Genomic DNA, 23652 nt, shown 5'->3' with positions numbered 1-23652 from the left:
AACGATCGATACCTATGGTTTCCTACACGGTATTTTGTCGATGAGAGAGGGTCTGCTAAGCGAAAGAAGGATTTTTTGGGGTCGATGGTCCAAGGGTTTTTAAAGACGCCCATGTTAAATATGGGGCAAAGAAAGTCTTTGATGGAAAGGGGGTTGCACAAACGGTAATATTTGTTGTATATTTGCACCACTGAACGGATATACAAGTATTCATGAGGGGACTTCGAGTCCCCTCTTTTATTCTGAATTGTTATGCTGAAGGAAAAAGTGGAATCACTGTTGAACGAGGCCCTGGAAGAGCGTCCATCCTTGTTTTTGATTGATTTTACGATGGGTGGCGACAACACCATCAGGGTGGTATTGGATGGAGACAATGGGGTGAACCTCAAGGATTGCATGGACATCAGCCGTGCCATTGAGCACAACCTGGACCGTGAAGAAGAGGATTTTTCACTGGAAGTCACCTCCGCAGGGGCCACATCACCTTTGGTGTATCCGCGTCAGTACACCAAGAATATTGGTAGGATTTTAAAGGTGAGGACAGGGGCCGAAGAATTGGAAGGCACGCTGGTCCAAACCTCGAAAAATAATATTACCTTGGAGTGGAAGGCCCGCGAGCCCAAGCCTGAAGGGAAAGGGAAAGTTACCGTACAGAAAAAGCAGGACATTGCCTTTTCTGATATCAAAGAAGCAAAAGTCATATTAAAATTTTAATTGTAGTAGCTAATGGAAAACCTAGCGCTCATCGAATCCTTTTCGGAGTTTAAGGACGATAAGTTTATAGACAGGGTGACCCTTATGGCCATTTTGGAAGAAGTGTTCCGAAGTGCCCTAAAGAAGAAGTTTGGTTCTGACGACAATTTTGATATCATCATCAACCCGGACAAAGGGGATTTGGAGATATGGAGAAACCGCGTGGTCGTGGAAGATGGGGAAGTGGAAGACCCCAATGAGGAGATCTCCCTTTCCGAAGCACGGAAGATAGAGCCCGATTTTGAGGTCGGCGAAGATGTATCGGAAGAGGTGAAGCTCATCGATTTGGGAAGAAGGGCCATTTTGGCCTTGCGCCAGAACCTGATTTCCAAGATCCACGAGCATGACAATACCACCATCTACAAACAGTTCAAGGATCTGGAAGGTGAGATTTATACCGCAGAGGTACACCATATTCGACATAAGGCTGTAATTTTGTTGGACGATGAAGGGAATGAGATCATTCTTCCCAAGGAAAAGCAGATCCCATCCGATTTCTTCCGCAAAGGCGACAACGTAAGAGGTGTCATCGAAAGCGTGGAGCTGAAAGGCAACAAGCCCACCATCATCATGTCCAGGACCTCTCCTGTTTTCTTGGAGCAATTGTTCTTCCAAGAGATTCCTGAGGTGTTCGATGGACTGATCACCATCAAAAAAGCGGTCCGTATCCCAGGCGAAAAAGCCAAGGTTGCCGTGGATTCCTATGATGACAGGATCGATCCCGTAGGGGCCTGTGTGGGTATGAAGGGATCTAGGATCCATGGTATCGTGAGGGAGTTGGGCAATGAGAACATCGATGTGATCAACTGGACCAACAATGCACAGTTGATGGTGACCCGTGCCCTTAGTCCGGCTAGGGTGTCGTCCGTTAAACTGAACGACGAGAAAAAAACGGCCCAAGTATACCTAAAGCCAGAGGAGGTTTCCAAGGCCATCGGTAGGGGAGGGCATAACATACGATTGGCAGGTCAGTTGACTGGTTATGAAATAGATGTGTTCCGCGAAGGAGTGGAAGAAGATGTGGAATTGACCGAGTTCTCCGACGAAATAGAAAGCTGGGTGATCGAAGAGTTCAAGAAGATTGGACTGGACACCGCCCGCAGTGTTTTGGAACAAGATGTCAACGATTTGATCAAAAGAACCGATCTAGAAGAAGAAACAATCCGCGAGGTCGTACGCATCCTCAAGGAAGAATTTGAAGATTAGACTTATATTAGCAGCGAATTTTAGGGCAAGTAAAACAATTTATGGCAGGAAACCCAACAATACGACTCAACAAAGTTCTTAGGGAACTGAACATTTCATTGGATAGGGCAGTGGATCATCTCACCTCTGTGGGGCATGAGATAGAGGCGCGTCCCACAACAAAAATATCCGATGAGGTGTATCAGGTACTGTTGGATGAATTCCAAACGGACAAGAGCAAAAAGGTAGCTTCCAAAGAAGTGGGCGAGGAAAAGCGCAAGGAGAAGGAAGCTATTCGGGTCCAAATGGAACAAGAGCAGGAAGAGCGCAGGTTGGCCAGGGAGAAGCGAAACGCAGAACAACAGGTGATCAAGGCCAAGGCCGAGCTTACCGGTCCCAAGACCGTGGGCAAGATTGACTTGGATCCAAAGCCGAGCCAACCGAAAGAAGAAGAGCCAAAGCAGGTAGTAGAAGAAGTAAAAGAGGTTGAAGAGCCCGTAGTTGCCCAAAAAGAAGAACAGCCCAAAGAAGAGCCGCAAAAGCAAGAAGCGGTAGTTGAAGAAGTAAAGGAAAAACCGGAAGAAAAGGTAGAGCCGGTCAAAGAAGAGGTCAAGGAAGAACAGCCCAAGGAGCCGGAAACCATCAAGACCCAATACCAAAAACTTACCGGTCCCAAGATTACTGGGGACAAGATAGACCTTTCCCAGTTCAACAAGCCAAAGAAGAAAAAAGAGGACAATCAGAAATCAGCTGCAGGAGCTTCAGACCCCAATTCGGATAGGAAGAAGCGCAGAAAACGTATTGTCAAGAATGGTCCGCAGCCCGGAAACAATCGCCCTAACAACAACAATAAGGGAGGAGTAGGAACCGGACCTGGAGCAGGAAGAAAAGGACAACGTGGCCCAATTTCCAAAGTGGAACCCACGGAAGAAGAAGTACAAAAGCAGGTGAGGGAGACCTTGGAAAAACTCCAAGGAAAATCCGCCAAGGGCAAAGGAGCCAAATACAGAAGGGAGAAAAGGGACCAGCACCGTCAACAGACCGAAAAAGATCTGGAACAACAGGAGCTGGAAAGCAAAACCTTGAAAGTGACAGAGTTTGTTACGGTGAACGAGGTGGCAACCATGATGGATGTTCCCTCCACCAAGATCATATCAGCTTGTATGTCGTTGGGTATCATGGTGACCATGAACCAACGTCTGGATGCGGAGACCCTTTCCATCGTAGCTGATGAATTTGGTTACGAAGTGGAATTTGTCACGGCTGAAATAGAGGAATCTATTGAGGAACAGGTGGATGCTCCGGAAGATTTGAAGCCAAGGGCGCCCATTGTTACGGTGATGGGTCACGTGGATCACGGAAAAACATCCCTTTTGGATTACATCAGGCAGGAAAATGTGATTGCGGGCGAAAGTGGGGGTATCACCCAACACATTGGTGCCTACGGGGTTGCCTTGGAAGACGGTCAAAGAATCACTTTCTTGGATACTCCAGGCCACGAGGCGTTTACCGCCATGCGTGCACGTGGGGCACAGGTCACCGACATCGCCATTATTGTGGTCGCTGCGGATGACGATATCATGCCACAGACCAAGGAGGCCATCAGTCATGCCCAAGCGGCTGGCGTACCTATTGTGTTTGCCATCAACAAAGTGGACAAGCCCACGGCCAACCCTGACAAGATCAAGGAAGGTCTTGCCCAAATGAACCTTTTGGTGGAAGATTGGGGAGGTAAGATCCAATCCCATGACATTTCTGCAAAGACAGGTCAGGGAGTGAAGGAACTTTTGGAAAAAGTATTGCTCGAAGCAGAACTGTTGGAATTGCAGGCCAATCCTGACAAACTGGCTTCAGGAACCGTAGTAGAGGCCTTTTTGGACAAGGGAAGGGGATATGTATCCACCATTTTGGTACAGTCCGGAACCTTGAAAATAGGGGATTACGTACTAGCCGGTACCTGTAGTGGTAAGGTCAAGGCCATGCACGATGAACGTGGAAAGAGCGTGAAGGCAGCAGGTCCGTCCACACCCATATCCATTTTGGGACTGGATGGAGCACCACAGGCTGGGGATAGGTTCAATGTGTTGGAGGACGAGCGTGAGGCGAAACAAATTGCCGCAAAACGTTCCCAGTTGCAACGTGAGCAATCCGTTAGGACACAAAGGCATATTACCCTGGATGAAATTGGAAGACGAATTGCCTTGGGTGATTTCCAAGAATTGAACATTATCCTCAAAGGGGATGTGGACGGTTCCGTGGAAGCACTTACGGATTCGTTCCAGAAACTGTCCACTGATGAGATTCAGGTCAACATCATCCATAAAGGAGTTGGTGCCATTACCGAGTCCGATGTATTGCTGGCCAGCGCCTCCGATGCAGTCATCATAGGATTTAACGTAAGACCGATGGGCAATGCCCGTCAGGTTGCCGATAAGGAAGAAATCGATATCCGTATGTATTCCATCATCTACGACGCGATCAACGACCTTAAGGATGCGATGGAAGGAATGTTGTCCCCAGAAATCAAAGAAGAGGTTACGGGTAATGCGGAAATCAGGGAAACCTTCAAGATATCCAAGATTGGAACCATTGCAGGATGTATGGTCACCAGTGGTAAGATCTTTAGGAACTCCCACATTCGACTCATTCGTGACGGAGTTGTCATCTACACCGGTGAACTGGCGTCTTTGAAACGCTTCAAGGACGATGTGAAGGAAGTGTCCAAAGGATACGATTGTGGATTGCAGATCAAAAACTACAACGACATCAAGGAGGGCGATATAGTAGAGGCCTACCAAGAAGTGGCAGTGAAGAAAAAGCTGTAACAGCACAAACAGATAGTTATAAAAAATCCCGCTCAAGGCGGGATTTTTTATATTTCTTTTTTTGGTGATTTTCTATGATTTGGATTCCGTTGAAGGCTTCAAGAGCATGGCATCCGACCATCCATATTTTACACCGATCAATTGAAAGTACCCATCCGTCAATTGGAAGTGGGCATCCGTCAATTTGCAGGGTTTTCTTTCAAAAAGTGAAGTACTTTTTGATCCGTAAAATCCATTTCCCAAATCGACACACCTATGAAGATGAAAAACCATCTCCCGCTCCTGACCCTAATCGTATTGGGGGCCCCTGTCCCAGTCCTGCGAAAAAGAAAATCCTACTGCTTTCCCTAAAGAAATTCAGGTTGTGGATGCTGACCATGCCAAGATCGTTCTGGGCGATTCCCTGGACATTCCCTATACCGTGGACAATATGCAGACGGCCTTCGACAATCTAATCTTCAATCTAAAGAAGAATTCCAAGACCAGTAAATTGGCAAAGATTTTTAAGGATGGGGACGACATCGAAATAGTCCCTTCACACTACTATTACCGTTTTCTGCCCAAGGACAGTGCCGAGCACAACCTGTTGATCAACGATACCGTGCTGCAGGTATCCAACATACCCCTGCACCTAAAAGTTGAGCAAGAAGGGGACTATTATGACGACCCCAACTATGTTGGGGACGAAAACCCCGATGCACCATCGTACCTTTATGCCGTAGTGCCCTACGATTATGCTATCCCTGAGGGTCTGCATGGTGAAAGATTGGACAACTACTATTTTGCCCCGGACGTGAGCAAAGATGCTCCAGAGGAAGGGGAGATCGTGGTGAAGCAGCCCGTGAACAAGACCACCAAGGATATCCTCACTGTGGATGAGAACGGAGAGGTGTTCGAGTATCTGGAGCTTGAGGCCTTAAAGTTGACCAACAATCTGGATGAGGATGAACTGGCGGTGCTCCGGTTCTTCCTGCCCAACGATACCACCGCTACCCTCTACAGCTATGAAGAGGCGGCCCAATTGGGGTACGAACAAAAGGACCTCATTATGGACCTTGCCTCCGTAGAGGACTTATTGGAACAGGAAATTTTGGCCAACCGTAGCAGTTGGAACCCCGACGGAAAGATCACCGTGAAGGAAGATGTGGTGAACAAGATAGTGGGTGTGGCAGGGGCCGAGGTAAAGGTGCGCAAATGGGGCCTTGTGGTGATCCGCAGGGCCTACACGAACCAAAATGGCGAGTTCCGGACGAGCAGTACCAGTACCAAACGGGTAAAATATGCCGTGTATTTCAACAATCCGTCTCGGAAATTCAGGATCATGGCCGGGACAGTTTTTGTGGAGGCCAGGCACCGAGGGACGAGCACCTATAAAGAAAAGTCGTGGAACCAGCATTTTTCTTATGGTAGAAGCCAGTTTTATGCCCTCGTGCACAATGCAGCCTATGATTTTTATGACAGGGCGGTGGGCAAATTTGGGCTGCACCATCCCAACCAAAGTTGGTTGCGGATAAGCGCAAAATATGACCGCGAAGCGGGAGATCATTTGGATCTCAACCCAGGTGGACGCTTTAGTCTAATACCCCATTCCGAAATAAGAGTGGGCAGGTTGGATGATGGAAGGGTAATGGCAAGCGATGAAATTTACGCTTTGGTGACCCATGAGATGACCCATGCCAGTCATTATAGAATGGACAGAACTTTTTTTATAAACTTGAGGGGTATAGGTTGCACTTTGCAAACTATGGCGGAAAGTTGGGCTACTGGAGTGGAAACTGTAATTACCAACGATAGGTATAAAAATTTAAGTTCAACCTATATTGGATCAAAAAATATAGATCGCTTTAGCAGTGATGTAAACAAAAAACTTTATAACTCTGAAAAACAACTGCAAATAATTAGTCACGGAAGTAATTATGAGTATACTCCAATCGTAATCGATTTGGTAGATAATTATGATCAGAATGCCAAAATCGGGAATAACAGACCAAAAGACCGAGTTTGGGGTTATTCATTAAGACAAATCCAAACTTCCCTCAACACCTCGCGTGGTCCACATACTTGGAAAGAAAGAATAAAAAGCCAACATACCAATACTACAGAAAATTACGTGGATGAATTGTTTGGGGTATATATGTTCAATAGTTGTAAATAATTTAAAATATGAAGAAAACTTTAGTGTTTTTAATAATTTGTGTGATTTCTTCCTGCGGAATTATAGAAGATACGAGTGAGGAGACCTATACCTACACTTTTATAGTAAAGAACGAAACAGGGGGCAGGGTAATAATAACAGGCGACTATCCAGAGAGAGTTGAGGAGCTTCAGAATGGAGAATCTTTCATGTGTAGTTACAATAAACCTTCGAATATCTTCAGTGGAATTTGTGAAAATTATTTGTTCATTTTGTTTCCTGAAATCAACAAAGGTTATCGTTGTCATGGCACTGTCTCAAATGTAGAAGGCTTATGTTTTGAAGGTGGGCAAGGGTTGTTTACTAGGTTAGAGTCTGAGGGAACTGTTTTTACCGAGATCGGCACACGTACTTATGAATATGTATTGACTCCGAACCTTTTGGAAGGGGCTTTTGAGTTACCAGAGTAAAAAGGTTAAGGTGGATGAAGGGAACAGCAATACTCTTTGGCTTGTTGGCTATGTTTTCATGTGGTAGCGGTCTTGAACCTGATGGTCCTAATTCCCAAACATATACCTTTGTTTTAAAGAACAATACTGGTGTTGACCTATGGATAACAAGTGATTTTGATCGGAAAGAACTAATGCCAGATGGGGATTTATACCAGTGCCAGATGATTTCTGAAGAAGGTTACAAAGGTGGTCTTTGTTCAGGAGAACTTGAAATCCGTATTTTCAACACAAACCTAGGATATCATTGTTTTGGATTGGGAGTTGAATCAAAAGGATTATGCTTCGTAGAGGATTATAGGGTATTCACCATATCCAAGGGTACCATTTTCACCGAGATTGGCACACGTACTTATGAGTATGTTCTGACTCCGAACCTTTTGGAGGGTGCTTATGAATTGCCGGAGTAAAATCCTTGGAATTGTATTGTTGTTGAGAATCTATATGCTACGTCTGAAGAATGACTTGCTTGCTACGATTTGGATTCCACTGAAGGCTTCAAGAGCATGGCATCCGGATATTTTTTGCGTACTTCCAAATACTTGCGTTCCGCTTCCAATTTGGTCTTGAACCTGCCCAAACGCACACGGTAGGTGGGCGATTCAAATTCAATTTTGGAATACCAATCCGGAAAATCGATGTCCACTTGTGATTTGAGGTTTTGGGCCTTTTGAAAATTACCGAAACCGACCTGTATCTGGTAATACCCGGCTTTTGAATTCACTTCGGTATAGAGTTTCACCAATTCATCAATTTGTGGATCCTGTTGGATGTTCACCTTGCCTTCCTGGGCGGACAACTGTAAGGTCAAACCTATCAAAATAGCAGTAAATACAGGAGTTTTCATGGGATTAGGGTATAATTTTCAATGATATACGTGCAAAAGTAAATCTTTATGCCTTAAACTGGCTTAATCGACATTATTTAGAATCCTTATAAATTACTTCTTATAAATACCTTAACATTTTAAAAAATGACTGTATGTCGTACTTTTGTGACCAATTTTGGTAGGATAAAAAGCTATAGTTCTCAAACTCAATAGAAAGAATCGTGCCAAAGATTTCGATAGAAATTTCGTTAATATGAAAAAGGTTCTATACCGCCATCTATTTTCCAAAGCTTTAGGTTTATCTCTCCTATTTTCCCCTATTTCATTCTATGCGCAGGAAGAAGCTGCCGCCCCCACAGAGGAGGTTGCTGCCGATGTTGCCGCTGATACGGGCGGGGATGCTGCAAAAGGGAAACAGCTCTTTAACCAAAACTGTGCGGCCTGTCATGCTTTGGATCGCAAGATGACCGGTCCGGCATTGGCAAATGTGGAGACCAGATTGGCCGATGATGCCGGTTTGGACAGGGAGTGGTTGTATGCATGGGTGAAGAACAGTCCGGGGGTCATTGCTTCGGGTGATGCCTATGCCAACAAAATCTACGCGGAATACAACCAAGCGGCCATGACGCCGTTCCCAACTTTGTCCAATCAGGACATTGATGATATTTTGGCCTATACGGCTGCTCCTGCGGCTACGCCTGCCAAAGCTGCTACTCCATCTGGAGGTGGTGATGGTGGACAGTCTACTTCAGGAGGAATTTCCAATGAATTGATCCTGGGGGCATTGGCCTTGGTCTTCGGGCTTTTGGTGATCATGCTCGTGTTGGTGAACAAAACCTTGCGCCGCATCGCCGAAGCGAACGGTATCGTGTTGGAAGAAGAAAAGCAAAAGCGTTTGCCTTTGTGGAAAGCCTTCGTCAAAAACCAGTTCTTGGTATTGGTGAGTGTTGTTTTCCTATTGTTGGCCAGTGCGTATTTCGCTTACGGATGGATGATGCAAGTGGGTGTGGACCAAGGGTACGCTCCAGTGCAGCCCATTCATTTCTCACACAAGATACATGCCGGGGACAACAAAATCGAATGCAAATACTGTCACTCGTCCGCTAGGGTTTCCAAAACCTCTGGAATCCCTTCGTTGAACGTGTGTATGAACTGTCACAAATCCATCTATCAATACGCTGGCAATCCAGAAGGGCCATCCGCGGAGGATATCGCCAATGGATACACCAACGATTTCTACACAGGGGAGATCAAGAAGTTGTACAAGGCCGTTGGATGGGATGAGGAAAACCAAAAATATACAGGTGAGGGTCGCCCAGTAGAGTGGGTTAGGATCCACAACCTTCCCGATTTTGCCTATTTCAACCACTCACAGCACGTTTCCGTTGCTGGTATAGAATGTCAGACCTGTCACGGTCCGGTGGAAGAAATGGAGATAGTGGAGCAATTCTCCCCATTGACCATGGGCTGGTGTATCAACTGTCACAGGGAAACCAATGTAAAAGTGGAGGGCAACGCCTATTACGAAGCCATTCATGAGGAGCTTTCCAAAAAGTATGGGGTCGATAAGTTGACCGCGGCTATGATGGGTGGTTTGGAATGTGGTAAGTGTCACTATTAAGAAGTAAAAGAAGATAATCTCAGATATATCGTATGGCATCAAACAAAAAATATTGGAAAAGTGCAGCGGAGCTCAATCCGAACGATTCCATTGTTGAGGCGCTAAAACATAATGAATTCACAGAACAGATCCCCGTTGATGAGTTTTTGGGCGACAAGGAAAACCTATCCGCATCGAATACCAACCGTAGGGATTTTCTAAAATATGTTGGTTTCAGCACGGCTGCGGCAACAATGGCTGCCTGTGAAGGACCGGTTCGCAAGTCTATTCCCTACGTGGTGCAACCCGATCGCATCGTGCCCGGTGTGGCCAATTACTATGCCACTACCATTGCCGATGGTTTTGACTTTGCCAGCATTTTGGTGAAGACCAGGGAGGGAAGGCCCATCAAAATAGAGAACAATACGGATGCCAAGGTCAATGGAGGAGCCAATGCAAGGGTGCAGGCCTCTGTTTTGACCCTTTACGATAGCAAAAGATTGCAAGGTCCATCTGCCAACGGTGAGTCCGTGGAGTGGAAAGTGTTGGATGCCACTGTTAGAGCAAAGCTCAACAGTTTGAAAGGTTCCAACAAGCAGATTGTACTGTTGACCCAAACCTATGCCAGTCCATCCACCGATAAATTGATCGCTGAGTTCAAGGCGGCTTACGGAGAGAATGTGAACCACGTGGTTTACGATGCCATTTCCGAAGATGCTGCACTGAATGCTTATGAAGCGGCTTATGGGGAAAGGGCTTTGGCCGATTATGATTTTGAAAAAGCTGGATTGATCGTTTCTTTCGCTGCCGATTTCTTGGGAGATTGGCAAGGAGGGGGTTATGACAGTGGATATGCCAAAGGACGTGTGCCCAAGAACGGGAAAATGTCCAGACATATCCAAATGGAATCCAATATGTCCTTGACCGGCGCCAATGCCGACAAGCGATACCCCATGACCCCGACCCAGCAGAAGATCGCTCTTGCCAAGTTGTACGGCAAGTTGAACGGAAGCAATGTGGGCGGTGGAACATCCGATGTGGATGAGGCTGTGGACAAGGTAGCTGCCGAGATCAAGAAAGCGGGCAGCAAAGCTGTGGTCGTCACAGGACTCAATGATGCCAATGCGCAGACAGTGGTGTTGGCCATCAACAAACTATTGGCCAGTGAGGCATTCGATGCCAAGAATCCAAAATATGTGCGTCAGGGCAATACCGCCAAAGTGACCAAATTGGTTTCCGATATGAACGCGGGCCGAGTTGGGGCGTTGATCATGGACGGTGTGAACCCTGTGTATACCTTGCCGAACTCCGAAGCATTTGTGTCAGGATTGGAAAAAGTGGACCTTTCGGTCGCTTTTGCCTTCAATAATGATGAAACGGCGCAAGCCTCCCAATATGTTGCTGCAGCATCGCACTACCTCGAATCTTGGGGAGATGCCCAGTTCAAAAAAGGACAATATAGCCTCATGCAACCTGCCATCCGTGAATTGTTCGATACAAGACAGTTCCAAACGGCATTGTTGACATGGATGGGCACTGAAAAAACATACTACGACTACATCCAGGAAACTTGGAATGCGGATATCCTTCAAGGAGGTTCGTGGAACAAGGCACTTCAGGATGGGGTGTTCGTGGCTTCCGCACCTGCCCCAGTGGAAGGTGATGCTTCGGCTGCTGCTCCTGCAGATGCTGAAAGCGTGGAAGAAGAATCCACTGTTGTTCCCATTGCCTCTGCAATACGTTCTTTGGTCAATGCCACTAGTGGTGGGACGGAGCTTGTACTGTACTCCAAAGTGGGTATGGGGGATGGTCGCCAGGCCAACAACCCTTGGTTGCAGGAGTTCCCTGATCCAATTTCAAGGGTATCTTGGGACAACTACGTGACCGTTTCCAAGGCGGATGCCGAGAAATGGGGCGTTGATAATGAAATGGTGGCCGATGGAGGTGTCAACGGTGGTTACGTAAAATTGACCGTTGATGGAAAAGTATTGGAGAAAGTTCCTGTGATCGTCCAGCCTGGTCAGGCCGTGGGTACGGTCGGACTTTCCTATGGTTATGGCAAGAAGGCCGGTATGCAAGCCGAAATGGCTACCGGGGTGAATGCCTATGCCCTGTACACCAATTTTTCCGATGTACAGACCGTGACCGTTGAAAAAGTATCCGGAGTGCATGAGTTTGCATGCATCCAATCCCAAAAAACATTGATGGGTAGGGGTGATATCATCAAGGAAACTACCTTGGAGATCTTCAATACAAAAGATCATGCCGAGTGGAACCCGATGCCACACGTTACCTTGAACCACCAAGAAATCCCGGTAACCTCTCCCGATGCAGATCTTTGGGACGAGTTTGACCGTTCTGTTGGACATCACTTCAATTTGTCCATTGACCTGAACGCTTGTACAGGGTGTGGGGCATGTGTGATTGCTTGCCACGCGGAGAACAACGTTCCTGTGGTCGGAAAAATGGAGATGCGCCGTTCGCGCGATATGCACTGGTTGCGCATCGATAGATATTATTCCTCAGAAGAGACCTTTGAGCAGGACAACGAGAAGAAGGACGGAATGGACGGTCTTTGGGGAGAAAAAGGTTCCTTGGGCGGTTTCAGGGAGATGGAAGACCCATCTGCCAACCCTCAAGTAGCTTTCCAACCTGTAATGTGCCAGCACTGTAACCACGCACCCTGTGAAACAGTGTGTCCGGTGGCTGCTACCTCGCACAGTAGGCAAGGACAGAACCATATGGCCTATAACCGTTGTGTGGGTACTAGGTATTGTGCCAACAACTGTCCGTACAAAGTGCGTAGGTTCAACTGGTTCCTCTACAGCAACAACGATGAGTTCGATTTTAACATGAACAACGACTTGGGCAAGATGGTCATCAACCCAGATGTGAATGTGCGTTCAAGAGGTGTCATGGAAAAATGCTCCATGTGTATCCAAATGACCCAAAAGACCATTTTGGATGCCAAACGTGATGGACGTGTCATCAAGGATGGTGAGTTCCAGACAGCCTGTTCCGCTGCATGTAGCAGTGGTGCCATGGTGTTTGGGGATGTCAATGACAAAGAAAGCAAGGTGGCGCAGTTGAAAGAGGACGATAGAATGTACCACTTGTTGGAGCATGTCGGGACCAAACCCAATGTGTTCTATCATGTCAAGGTTAGGAACACCAACGAGGCTTAATCAATAAAAGAAGTAATTAGAAGATAAATTATGGCGTCGCATTACGAAGCACCTATTCGAAAGCCCTTAGTACTTGGAGACAAAGGATACCACGATGTAACCGTGGACATTGCCCGTCCAGTTGAGGGAAAGGCCAACAAACAATGGTGGATAGTGTTCACCATAGCACTTGTTGCATTCCTTTGGGGTCTAGGATGTATCATTTATACCGTTTCCACAGGTATCGGGGTATGGGGTCTTAACCGAACCGTCAACTGGGCCTGGGACATCACCAACTTCGTTTGGTGGGTGGGTATCGGTCACGCGGGAACCCTGATCTCGGCCGTATTGTTGCTGTTCAGGCAAAAATGGAGAATGGCGATCAACCGTTCTGCTGAGGCGATGACCATTTTCTCGGTGGTACAGGCTGGATTGTTCCCGATCATCCACATGGGACGTCCTTGGTTGGCCTACTGGGTATTGCCCATCCCCAATCAATTCGGTTCTTTGTGGGTCAACTTTAACTCGCCCTTGCTTTGGGACGTGTTTGCGATATCAACCTATCTTTCGGTATCCTTGGTGTTCTGGTGGACAGGTCTTCTACCTGATTTCGCCATGATCCGTGATAGGGCAGTAAAGCCTTTCCAAAAGAAAATTTATAGCCTGTTGAGCTTTGGTTGGACAGGTCGTGCCAAAGACTGGCAACGTTTTGAGGAAGTTTCCTTGGTATTGGCCGGTTTGGCAACGCCACTGGTACTTTCCGTACACACCATCGTATCCTTTGACTTTGCCACATCGGTAATCCCAGGATGGCACACCACCATCTTCCCACCCTACTTCGTTGCGGGTGCGATCTTCTCTGGATTTGCCATGGTGAACACCCTTCTTATTATTATGAGAAAGGTATGTAACCTCGAAGCGTATATCACTGTTCAGCATATTGAGTTGATGAACATCGTGATCATGATCACCGGTTCCATTGTGGGGTGTGCCTATATCACGGAGCTGTTCATTGCTTGGTACTCTGGTGTGGAATACGAACAATACGCCTTCTTGAACAGGGCTACGGGACCTTACTGGTGGGCCTACTGGTCCATGATGACCTGTAACGTGTTCTCTCCCCAGTTCATGTGGTTCAAAAAATTGCGTACCAGCATCATGTTCTCCTTCTTCATCTCCATTGTGGTGAACATCGGGATGTGGTTCGAACGTTTTGTGATCATCGTGACCTCATTGCACAGGGATTACCTTCCATCTTCTTGGACCATGTTCTCCCCAACCTTTGTGGATATCGGTATCTTCATCGGAACGATAGGATTCTTCTTTGTACTCTTCCTATTGTACTCAAGAACCTTCCCCGTGATTGCACAGGCGGAGGTGAAATCCATCCTGAAATCATCAGGAGAAAGATTCAAAAATTTGCGTGACGCCGGAAAACCTTTGTACCAAATGCCGCAAGGTGTCAACAAAGTGGTGAGCTATGAGGAGCCTATCACGGATGATGTGTTGATGGGAGAGGTGAAGCCAGCCGTGGGCGATAAGATCGGTGTTTCCGAACTGCTCAGCAGCATCGGTACATTTGATGCCACTACGCAAACCCCGGACGATTTGAAATTGATAAAAGGCGTGGGCCCCGAAATGGAGCGTACCCTGAACGAGATAGGCATATTTACCTATGCCCAGGTTGCTAGAATGACCGAAAGAGAGTATGATTTGCTGGATTCGATAACTGGAAGGTTCCCAGGTCGTGCACAACGCGATGATTGGGCAGGTCAAGCAAGGTTGTTAAACGATAAAAAATAAGTATGGCATCAAAAGTTATTCAGGCACTTTACAACGATGATGATGTATTGATGCATGCCGTAAAAAAAGTTAGGGCAGCGCACCACCACATAGAGGAAGTATATACCCCGTTCCCCGTGCACGGTCTGGACAAGGCCATGGGATTGGAAGGCACCCGTATCGCCATCGCTTCCTTCATGTATGGATGTTTGGGTCTTACCGTGGCCATCGTGATGATGAACTATATCATGATCGAGGATTGGCCCCAGGATATCGGTGGTAAGCCAAGTTTCAGCTATTTGGAGAACATGCCCGCCTTTGTTCCGATCATGTTCGAGTTAACGGTCTTCTTTGCGGCCCACTTGATGGTGATCACCTTCTACCTGAGAAGTAGGATGTGGCCCTTCAAAAAAGCGGAGAACCCCGATAAGCGTACCACTGACGACCATTTTTTGATGGAAATCGGAGTGCATGACAATGAAAGTGAACTTGCCGATCTGTTGTGGGAAACAGGGGCGGTAGAAGTAAAAGTTACAGAAAAGGAGTCTTAAAAATATGAAGCATTTAGGTAAAATAAGTGTTGCTTTGGTCTTGGTACTGTTCGTTGCTGCCTGTGCAGACAAGAACAGCCCAAACTATCAATATATGCCAAATATGTACGAACCTGTCGGGTATGAGACCTATCAAGGCGTGGACAATGGTCTGTTCCCTGATGGAACGGAGGCCATGCTTCCCGTTGAAGGGACCATCTCCAGGGGATACATGCCCTATGAATTCGAAAACACCCCAGAAGGTAAGGAACTTGCTAGGTTGAACACCAGCCCATTGGATTCCTTGAAAACTGAGGACAACTTGGCCAAAGGGATGCAGTTGTATACCATCTACTGCGCCATTTGCCACGGGGACAAAGGAGATGGACAGGGCAATTTGGTAAAGCGTGAAAAGATATTGGGTGTTCCCAGTTATGCCGATCCGGCAAGGAACATTACCGTGGGCACCACGTACCACACCATTTACTATGGATTGAACTCCATGGGCTCCTACGCATCCCAGTTCGCCAACGAAGAGGAGATGTGGCAAGTGTCCGAATATGTGATGAAGTTAAAGGAAGACCTAACAAAATAATTGGATAAGAGTAAACTATGTACACCTTTTCAAACAGACTTAGAATAGGATCTTTCATTGCCATGGCAGCGGGACTGCTTTTTTTGGGAATCGGTTTTGTGTCGGCACCATCTACAGTGGAAGAGGCCAAGGCCATGGTAGCATCGGCACACGGTGATGACCATGGAGGCGGACATGCAGAAGAAGCCACAGGACATGGAGAAGAGCAAGGTCATGGCGCAGCTGCCGCACACGGAGAAGAACACGATGCTTCCCACGACACCCATTTGTTGCACCAGTTGCAGAACAGACCATGGTCTGCACTCTATGTGGCAGCTTTCTTTTTCTTTATGATCGCATTGGGCGTTTTGGCCTTCAATGCCATTCAAAGGGCCGCACAAGCCGGATGGTCACCCATATTGTTCAGGGTGATGGAAGGCATTACGGCTTATTTGGTTCCCGGTGGAATCATTGTTTTCGTGATTTTGTTGCTTTCCGTGCTCCATATGAACCACCTTTTCGTTTGGATGGATGCGGAGACCGTTGCACATGATGAACTGTTGCAAGGAAAAGCGGGATACTTGAACCCTACTTTTTTCTTGATCAGGGCAGCCATCTTTTTGGGAGGTTGGATCTTTTACCGACAGTATTCAAGAAAATTGTCATTGGCCCAAGATGAGTCGGATGACGATAGCAACTTTATAAAGAACTTTAGATGGTCCGCAGGTTTCTTGGTATTCTACCTGGTCACCGAATCCATGATGTCATGGGATTGGATCATGAGCTTGGATCCCCACTGGTTCAGTACCTTGTTCGGATGGTATGTGTTTGCCAGTATGTTCGTATCGGGAATCACCGTGATTGCATTGGTGACCATCTACCTGAAGTCAAGGGGATATTTGGAAAATGTGAACAACAGCCACATCCACGATTTGGCCAAGTTCATGTTCGGTATCAGTATTTTCTGGACCTATCTTTGGTTTGCCCAGTTCATGTTGATATGGTATGCGGACATTCCGGAAGAGGTGACCTACTACGTGGCAAGGTTTCAAGACTACAAACTGCCCTTCTTTGGCATGTTGGTGATGAACTTTGCATTCCCGTTGTTGGTCTTGATGAACAGTGATTACAAAAGAGTCAACTGGTTTGTGGTGATGGCCGGTATTGTAGTGTTATTGGGGCATTATTTGGATATTTTCAATATGGTGATGCCAGCTACTGTGGGCGACCAGTGGTACATTGGATTGCCAGAGATCGGTGGTCTGCTGTTCTTTGGAGGTCTGTTTGTGTTCTGGGTGTTCACGGCTTTGACCAAGGCACCATTGCAGCCCAAGAGGAACCCGTTCATTGAGGAAAGCAAACATTTTCATTATTAATACGATTTAAGTCTTAGATAGATACACGATGACTGCATTATTAACATTCACTGTTTTGGTACTGGTGGCAATTGCAATCTGGCAAATGACCAAGATTTTTCAATTGTCGCAACTCAGGACAGAGCACACCGAGGTAGCAAACGACAACGATAACAAGACCAATGGTTATCTTTTGTTCGCATTCTTGATCTTTATCTATGGGATCACCATATTTAGTTTTGCAAAATACTCAAAGGTGTTGTTGCCCGAAGCTGCTTCGGAACATGGTGGGGAATATGATCAGTTGATGTGGGTCTCCTTTGCCATCATCTTTTTTGTACAGACCATTACCCAGGCACTTTTGCACTATTTTGGGTACAAGTACAGGGGTCAAGAGGGCAAAAAGGCTCTTTTCTATGCGGACAACGACCGTTTGGAGTTCATCTGGACCATCATCCCTGTGATTGTATTGGCCGGATTGATTCTTTGGGGACTTTACACCTGGACCACTATCATGGATGTGAACGATGAGGACGATCCTATCGTTGTGGAGCTTTATGCACAGCAGTTTAACTGGACGGCACGTTATGCCGGCGATGATAATGTATTGGGAGATGCCAATGTGCGTTTGATCGACATCAACAAGGCCAATGTGTTGGGTATCGATGAGTCCGACCCCAACGGTGAGGACGATGTCATCGTAAAGGAGCTTCATTTGCCCGTAGGTAGGAAGGTCAACTTCAAAATGCGTTCACAAGATGTGTTGCACTCTGCATACATGCCACACTTTAGGGCACAGATGAACTGTGTTCCCGGGATGATCACCCAATTTTCCTTCACACCTACCGTGACCACGGAGGAAATGCGTCGCAACCCAGATGTGGTGGACAAAGTGAAAAGGACTAATGCCATCAGGGCAGAACGTGCCGCAGAAGGCTTGCCGAACTCAGATCCATGGGAATTTGACTATATATTGCTATGTAACAAGATATGCGGTAAATCGCACTACAACATGCAGATGAAGATCATAGTTGAAACTGAGGAGGAGTTCAACAAATGGATGGCGGAGCAGAAGACTTTTAAGGAGAACATGACTCCCGCGCAATAAAACAAGGCTAGGAAAAACCATAACAAAATTTAGAAGAGATTATGTCAGCTACTGGACACGAACACGGACACGACGATCACGGACACGACGATCACGGGCATCATCATAAGGAGACCTTCATTACCAAATATATTTTCAGCCAGGACCATAAGATGATATCCAAGCAATATCTTATCACCGGTCTTATCATGGGATTCATAGGTATTGCAATGTCTTTGCTGTTTAGAATGCAATTGGCATGGCCAGGGCAATCATTCGCTGTTTTCGAGGCCGTATTGGGAAAATGGGCCCCTGATGGTGTCATGGACGCCGATATCTATCTGGCATTGGTCACCATACACGGTACCATCATGGTTTTCTTTGTGTTGACCGCAGGATTGAGTGGTACTTTCAGTAACTTATTGATTCCGTTGCAGATAGGTGCAAGGGATATGGCGTCAGGTTTCTTGAACATGGTATCCTACTGGTTGTTCTTCCTATCATCCCTTATCATGGTAACGTCCTTGTTCGTTGAAGCAGGGCCTGCGGCCGCCGGATGGACCATTTATCCACCTTTGAGTGCATTGCCTATGGCACAGCCTGGTTCAGGTGCCGGTATGACGCTGTGGTTGGTATCCATGGCCATCTTTATCGCCTCATCACTTTTGGGTTCATTGAACTATATCGTAACGGTGATCAACCTACGTACCAAAGGGATGTCGATGACCCGCTTGCCATTGACCATTTGGGCATTCTTCGTAACCGCTGTGATCGGTGTGATTTCTTTCCCTGTTCTACTTTCTGCAGCTTTGCTGTTGATCATGGACAGAAGCTTTGGCACATCGTTCTTCCTTTCGGATATCTTTATCCAAGGAGAAGTGTTGCACTACCAAGGAGGATCTCCCGTACTGTATGAACACTTGTTCTGGTTCTTGGGACACCCCGAAGTATATATCGTATTGTTGCCTGCGTTGGGTATTACTTCCGAAGTAATGTCCACCAATGCAAGGAAACCCATCTTTGGATATAGGGCGATGGTGGCCTCCATTTTGGCCATTGCGTTCCTTTCAACAATTGTATGGGGTCACCACATGTTCATCTCCGGTATGAACCCGTTCTTGGGCTCCGTATTTACATTTACAACGCTTTTGATCGCCATACCATCTGCGGTAAAGGCATTCAACTATATCACCACCCTCTGGAAAGGGAATCTGCAGTTGAACCCTGCGATGCTCTTCTCCATCGGTTTGGTCTCCACGTTCATTACAGGAGGTCTAACCGGTATCATTTTGGGTGACAGTACCTTGGACATCAACGTTCATGATACGTATTTTGTAGTGGCCCACTTCCACTTGGTAATGGGTATTTCTGCCTTGTACGGACTTTTTGCAGGGGTATACCACTGGTTCCCCAAAATGTTCCAAGGTAGGATGATGAACAAGAATTTGGGTTATGTCCACTTCTGGATCACGGCAGTTTGTGCTTATGGCGTATTCTTCCCCATGCACTTTGTGGGTATGGCGGGAGTGCCAAGACGTTACTATGAGAACACGGCTTTCCCCATGTTCGATGAGTTGACCAACGTTCAGGTATTGATGACCGTATTTGCCATCATCGCTGGTTTTGCCCAGTTGATATTCATTTACAACTTCATTTCCAGTATTTTCTACGGCAAAAAAGGATCTCAGAACCCATGGAGCTCCAACACATTGGAATGGACCACTCCACAGGAACACATCCACGGAAACTGGCCAGGGGAGATACCACACGTATATCGTTGGGCCTACGACTATAGCAAGACTTATGAAAATGGAGAGTACATTATTGCCGGACAGGATTTTGTGCCGCAGAACGTGCCGCTTCAGGAAAACGAAGAAGAACTCAACCACTAGTGTTGATGTATTTCAAAAGATAAAGAAAGCCCGTCCTATTTGGATGGGTTTTTTGTTTCTTAGGGTCTGAAATACAATGGTTAGCTTTGATTGTAATATCTTTAGAAAACAATTTGTCCTAAAAATAGAACCGTGAAAAAAATAGTAGTCCTTTTCTTGATCGTGTTTCCCCTTCTGTCCTCCGCCCAGCGAAAGCCAAAGATAAAAGGGAGTAGGATCGTGACCCATGTGAATGAGGAATTGCCGCCCTTCAATGCCATTGTGTTGAACGATAATCTGGACATTGTACTGAAAAAATCCTTTGGACCGGGGTATGACATTGAGGCCGATGACAACTTGATAGACATTCTCAAGTTCAATGTGGAGGACGGTACCCTGATCATCAGCTCCTATTACGACGTTACCGCAAAAAAACAGTTGGATATCACGGTCAACTATACTGAACTCAGGGCCATTACCCTAAAAGATGGTAGCATGGTCGCGCAGGATGCAATTGAAAGCGATGAGCTGTTCGTGGATGGGTTCAACAATACCCGATTGGACATCAAAGCAAAGGCAGCGGTGATGGACATCAACCTGGAAGAGACCAGTCGGGGCAATTTCAATGTGGATGTGGACTCCCTCAACATATCTATGGGAAATAGGGCAGAGGCCTACGTGTACAGTGTCGGGCAGACCGGTCTGGTCGATTTGGAGAGCAATGCCTCCCTGACCCTTGAGGGCACATCGGACAATATCCAGATACGTTTGATGGGGAATTCCCGCTACAAAGGCGAGACCATGGAAGTGGGCGACCTAAAACTGACCATGGAGAATGATCCATCGGCCTACATTTATGCCTTTAGAAATTTAGAGCTGAGCACCAAGGGCAACTCCAAAGTATACCTCTTCGGAAACCCAAAGATCACCATTGTCGATTTTTTGGATGCCTCGCAGTTGATCAAACGCCAGGAATAGGTTATTGGGCAATAGGCGCGGTCAGGCAATGGTCCGGAATACCAAAACCGTCCACCAATACCTCAATATGGGGGCGAAGTTCGGTGGACAATCGCTCCACACGTTGCCGTATCGCCTTGGACTTGGTCCCGCCAATATAGCCCTGCTCCAAAAACCATCTGCCATCCGAATGGATTTCGTTAAGGGCATACAGCGTGCCCAATTTTTCCAATAATGCTTTGTGTTCCGCGTCGGAAACCGTTTCGCAGAAATCATGGAACACCCCATAGGCCAGTTCCACACTATAGGCTTTTCCCAAAGCCAACAAATGGGTCTGTACTTTAAGGAAGGCTTGGTACGAAGGCACCCCTTTTTTGATATAGTTCCGGATACGCATGGCCAACGTATAGGTCAGCCTTCTGGTACGGTAACTGAACGCATGCTTGTGAAACTTGGGATTGTACAGGTGTTCGGCATCCACTTTGTTGGAATATAGGGGGTTGATGGCCGTCAGAGTGTCCGAAAGTTGGCTCTGCAACAATTTGAGCACCGAGGTGAACCCAGCACTGTTGAACTCCGCCTGAAAATCCGATAGAACGCCTTTGGCGGCCAATTGGAGCAATACGGTGTTGTCGCCTTCAAAAGTGGTGAAGATGTCCACATCGCCCTTGAGGTCGGCAATCCGGTTCTCCAGCAGGTACCCTTTGCCACCACAGGCCTCCCTACATTCTTGGATGGTATCGTTCGCAAACCAGGTAATGATCGATTTCAGCCCGGCCACCTGCGTCTCTATCTTTCGTTTGTCCGGTTGGGAGTCATCACTGTAACGTTTCATCATCTCTTCCAAGGTCACGTGGTACACATACGCACTGGCAATGGAGGGCGTCAATCGGATCTGATGGGTGGGATAGTCCATGATCAGGTCCTCCTGGATTTTTACGCTGTCGTTGAACTGTCTTCGGTTCAAGGCATATTTCACGGCAATGGAAAGTGCCATCTTTGCCCCTCCAAGCGCACCACGGGCCACACAGATTCGCCCGCCCACCAAGGTGCCCAACATGGTAAAGAACCGTTTGTTGGGGTTTTTTATGGACGAAAAATAAGTGCCGTCTTCACGTATCTCGCCATATTTGTTGAGCAAGTTTTCACGAGGGACCCTTACATTGTTGAACCATATCTTGCCGTTGTCCACTCCGTTCAGGCCCAGTTTGTAACCATTGTCCTCAATGGTGATGCCTTCAAGTTCCTCATGATTTTCATTGCGTAGCGGTACCAGAATGGCATGCACGCCCTCATTTTTTCCATCCACGATCAATTGGGCAAACACCGTGGCCATTTTGGAGTGCAAGGCGTTCCCGATGTATTCCTTGTTGTCATTCTTTCCTGGGGTTTGGATCACGATGGAATCCGAAGCCGGTTCATAGGTCGCGGTGGTCCTGATGCCGCGTACGTTGGAACCGTGCCCCGTCTCTGTCATGGCAAAGCAGCCAAGCAGTGTTGTGGCGCCTGCATCGGTCAGGTACTGGTCGTGGTGCCGCTTGCTGCCCAATTTTTGGATGCTTCCTCCAAATAGGCCGAACTGCACCCCAAATTTGACCGCCAAACTTCCGTCAACGAACATCAAATGTTCAAAAATGGCCGCATAGGCAGGCATATTTCCCGTACCTCCATATTCGGCAGGATAGGCCATGGCACCATATCCTTTTTTTGCCAAGGTCTGCACCTGTTCCAATATTCTGGTCCTAAAATCCTCTTTCTTCCGGAGAGTTTCCCATCTAAAGATGGGCTGGTCCAAAAAATCACGGAAACCATCCACAGTTTTGGCATGGGGCCCTTTGAGAATGTCGTCAAGGATGGTTGCGTTATAGTGATCGGAGGTTTTCTCATGCACTACCTCCACATCGAACAAATGGTTGTAGTGGTTGGGCTGTATCCCCAGATTGATCTCGATGTGTTTCAGGTGGTCGTTGAAACCGGCCCCGTTCTGTTGTTGGGTCAATCGTTGGCTGAACGAGGTCAACGGATAGGTCTCACTTTCAATGAGCTTTACTTCAGAGTTTGCAATGGTGAGTTTCCAATTCTTCATTTCCCCGTCGCTGGGAGGATTATCCGTATTCAGCCAAAGCAGCAATTGCTCCTTTTCTTTGGCTTTTAAGGATTCATCTTGTTCGATGGTCTTCATCACCACTGAAATTTCGGAAGCGGACAGCAGGTCATCGGACCAGATCACATAAAAAAAAGGGATGTATTGAAGGATGCCTTGGGAATAATCAATGTCGTGCATGGTAATTTTTATTGGGGCTGAACAATGTTGTTTTAGTTATATATCTGTAATTGTACCAATGGCTTGATAATTTTGTCTTTGTCCTCTTGAGCGCAGTCGAAAGGTAGACAAAGGCATCTCGACTGCGCTCGATGTGACATTTGAATTGATCATTGGTGCAATTGTGTATAATCGAATGCTTTTTAAGATAACTAAGGTAAGACTTAGATTTTG

The 23652-nt window shown here is 46.8% G+C and carries 17 protein-coding genes; 15 read left to right on the top strand and 2 right to left on the bottom strand.

Translation table 11 applies throughout. From position 1 onward, the window contains the following. The first annotated feature begins 252 nt into the window (after window positions 1-252). From rimP to DB398_RS13195, 6 genes are all read left to right on the top strand, one after another. Window positions 253-714, top strand: coding sequence for a ribosome assembly cofactor RimP (gene rimP, locus DB398_RS13220; RefSeq protein WP_108424929.1), 462 nt, complete (start codon window positions 253-255; stop codon window positions 712-714). Window positions 715-726: 12 nt separating this feature from the next. Continuing rightward, window positions 727-1959: a transcription termination factor NusA gene (gene nusA, locus DB398_RS13215; RefSeq protein ID WP_108424928.1), complete on the top strand. Its 1233-nt coding sequence runs from the start codon at window positions 727-729 to the stop codon at window positions 1957-1959. 41 nt (window positions 1960-2000) lie between these two features. Then, entirely contained in the window at window positions 2001-4763 is a 2763-nt protein-coding gene (gene infB / locus DB398_RS13210) for a translation initiation factor IF-2 (RefSeq protein ID WP_108424927.1), read from the top strand. A 364-nt stretch (window positions 4764-5127) separates the two neighbouring features. Beyond that, complete coding sequence (locus DB398_RS13205; RefSeq protein ID WP_108424926.1) at window positions 5128-6918, top strand: hypothetical protein; 1791 nt, start codon at window positions 5128-5130, stop codon at window positions 6916-6918. 8 nt (window positions 6919-6926) lie between these two features. Beyond that, entirely contained in the window at window positions 6927-7367 is a 441-nt protein-coding gene (locus DB398_RS13200) for a hypothetical protein (protein ID WP_108424925.1), read from the top strand. A gap of 14 nt (window positions 7368-7381) precedes the next feature. Next, on the top strand, window positions 7382-7816 hold the full coding sequence (locus DB398_RS13195; RefSeq protein WP_108424924.1) for a hypothetical protein: 435 nt from the start codon (window positions 7382-7384) through the stop codon (window positions 7814-7816). A gap of 62 nt (window positions 7817-7878) precedes the next feature. Here the strand turns inward: DB398_RS13195 and DB398_RS13190 are convergent, their stop codons facing one another. Then, a complete protein-coding gene (locus DB398_RS13190; RefSeq protein ID WP_108424923.1) occupies window positions 7879-8253 on the bottom strand; it encodes an SPOR domain-containing protein in 375 nt (124 codons plus the stop codon). A gap of 235 nt (window positions 8254-8488) precedes the next feature. Here DB398_RS13190 and DB398_RS13185 point away from each other — a divergent pair, with 235 nt between their 5' ends. From DB398_RS13185 to DB398_RS13145, 9 genes are all read left to right on the top strand, one after another. After that, entirely contained in the window at window positions 8489-9856 is a 1368-nt protein-coding gene (locus DB398_RS13185) for a cytochrome c3 family protein (RefSeq protein WP_108424922.1), read from the top strand. 32 nt (window positions 9857-9888) lie between these two features. Continuing rightward, entirely contained in the window at window positions 9889-13020 is a 3132-nt protein-coding gene (locus DB398_RS13180) for a TAT-variant-translocated molybdopterin oxidoreductase (RefSeq protein ID WP_108424921.1), read from the top strand. Between the two features lie 30 nt (window positions 13021-13050). Next, window positions 13051-14802, top strand: a complete 1752-nt coding sequence (gene nrfD / locus DB398_RS13175; RefSeq protein ID WP_108424920.1) for an NrfD/PsrC family molybdoenzyme membrane anchor subunit — start codon at window positions 13051-13053, stop codon at window positions 14800-14802. Window positions 14803-14804: 2 nt separating this feature from the next. After that, on the top strand, window positions 14805-15332 hold the full coding sequence (locus DB398_RS13170; RefSeq protein ID WP_108424919.1) for a DUF3341 domain-containing protein: 528 nt from the start codon (window positions 14805-14807) through the stop codon (window positions 15330-15332). A 4-nt stretch (window positions 15333-15336) separates the two neighbouring features. Beyond that, window positions 15337-15906, top strand: a complete 570-nt coding sequence (locus tag DB398_RS13165; protein ID WP_108424918.1) for a c-type cytochrome — start codon at window positions 15337-15339, stop codon at window positions 15904-15906. Between the two features lie 17 nt (window positions 15907-15923). Continuing rightward, window positions 15924-17261, top strand: coding sequence for a quinol:cytochrome C oxidoreductase (locus tag DB398_RS13160; RefSeq protein ID WP_108424917.1), 1338 nt, complete (start codon window positions 15924-15926; stop codon window positions 17259-17261). A 28-nt stretch (window positions 17262-17289) separates the two neighbouring features. Further along, the gene (locus tag DB398_RS13155) at window positions 17290-18348 is read left to right on the top strand and encodes a cytochrome c oxidase subunit II (protein WP_108424916.1); all 1059 of its coding nucleotides are present in this window, start codon (window positions 17290-17292) and stop codon (window positions 18346-18348) included. Window positions 18349-18389: 41 nt separating this feature from the next. Beyond that, window positions 18390-20219 carry a cytochrome c oxidase subunit I gene (locus tag DB398_RS13150; RefSeq protein ID WP_108424915.1) on the top strand — a complete coding sequence of 610 codons (1830 nt, stop codon included), beginning with the start codon at window positions 18390-18392 and terminating at the stop codon, window positions 20217-20219. Window positions 20220-20351: 132 nt separating this feature from the next. Further along, complete coding sequence (locus DB398_RS13145) at window positions 20352-21176, top strand: GIN domain-containing protein (protein ID WP_159076435.1); 825 nt, start codon at window positions 20352-20354, stop codon at window positions 21174-21176. A gap of 1 nt (window position 21177) precedes the next feature. Here DB398_RS13145 and DB398_RS13140 read toward each other — a convergent pair whose 3' ends face one another. Continuing rightward, the gene (locus DB398_RS13140) at window positions 21178-23439 is read right to left on the bottom strand and encodes an acyl-CoA dehydrogenase family protein (RefSeq protein ID WP_108424913.1); all 2262 of its coding nucleotides are present in this window, start codon (window positions 23437-23439) and stop codon (window positions 21178-21180) included. Between the last annotated feature and the right edge of the window lie 213 nt (window positions 23440-23652).

This window comes from Flagellimonas amoyensis (genome assembly GCF_003058265.1).
Classification (GTDB): Bacteria; Bacteroidota; Bacteroidia; order Flavobacteriales; family Flavobacteriaceae; genus Flagellimonas; species Flagellimonas amoyensis.
The sequence above is the reverse complement of the archived record's forward strand: the minus strand, read 5'-3'. Positions and strand labels throughout refer to the sequence as shown.

Bases quoted from the DNA above. Each gene is read 5' to 3' on its own strand.
- rimP (WP_108424929.1), top strand. From the start codon at position 253: ATGCTGAAGGAAAAAGTGGAATCACTGTTGAACGAGGCCCTGGAAGAG.
- nusA (WP_108424928.1), top strand. From the start codon at position 727: ATGGAAAACCTAGCGCTCATCGAATCCTTTTCGGAGTTTAAGGACGAT.
- infB (WP_108424927.1), top strand. From the start codon at position 2,001: ATGGCAGGAAACCCAACAATACGACTCAACAAAGTTCTTAGGGAACTG.
- DB398_RS13200 (WP_108424925.1), top strand. From the start codon at position 6,927: ATGAAGAAAACTTTAGTGTTTTTAATAATTTGTGTGATTTCTTCCTGC.
- DB398_RS13195 (WP_108424924.1), top strand. From the start codon at position 7,382: ATGAAGGGAACAGCAATACTCTTTGGCTTGTTGGCTATGTTTTCATGT.
- DB398_RS13190 (WP_108424923.1), bottom strand. From the start codon at position 8,253: ATGAAAACTCCTGTATTTACTGCTATTTTGATAGGTTTGACCTTACAG.
- DB398_RS13185 (WP_108424922.1), top strand. From the start codon at position 8,489: ATGAAAAAGGTTCTATACCGCCATCTATTTTCCAAAGCTTTAGGTTTA.
- DB398_RS13180 (WP_108424921.1), top strand. From the start codon at position 9,889: ATGGCATCAAACAAAAAATATTGGAAAAGTGCAGCGGAGCTCAATCCG.
- nrfD (WP_108424920.1), top strand. From the start codon at position 13,051: ATGGCGTCGCATTACGAAGCACCTATTCGAAAGCCCTTAGTACTTGGA.
- DB398_RS13170 (WP_108424919.1), top strand. From the start codon at position 14,805: ATGGCATCAAAAGTTATTCAGGCACTTTACAACGATGATGATGTATTG.
- DB398_RS13165 (WP_108424918.1), top strand. From the start codon at position 15,337: ATGAAGCATTTAGGTAAAATAAGTGTTGCTTTGGTCTTGGTACTGTTC.
- DB398_RS13160 (WP_108424917.1), top strand. From the start codon at position 15,924: ATGTACACCTTTTCAAACAGACTTAGAATAGGATCTTTCATTGCCATG.
- DB398_RS13155 (WP_108424916.1), top strand. From the start codon at position 17,290: ATGACTGCATTATTAACATTCACTGTTTTGGTACTGGTGGCAATTGCA.
- DB398_RS13150 (WP_108424915.1), top strand. From the start codon at position 18,390: ATGTCAGCTACTGGACACGAACACGGACACGACGATCACGGACACGAC.
- DB398_RS13140 (WP_108424913.1), bottom strand. From the start codon at position 23,439: ATGCACGACATTGATTATTCCCAAGGCATCCTTCAATACATCCCTTTT.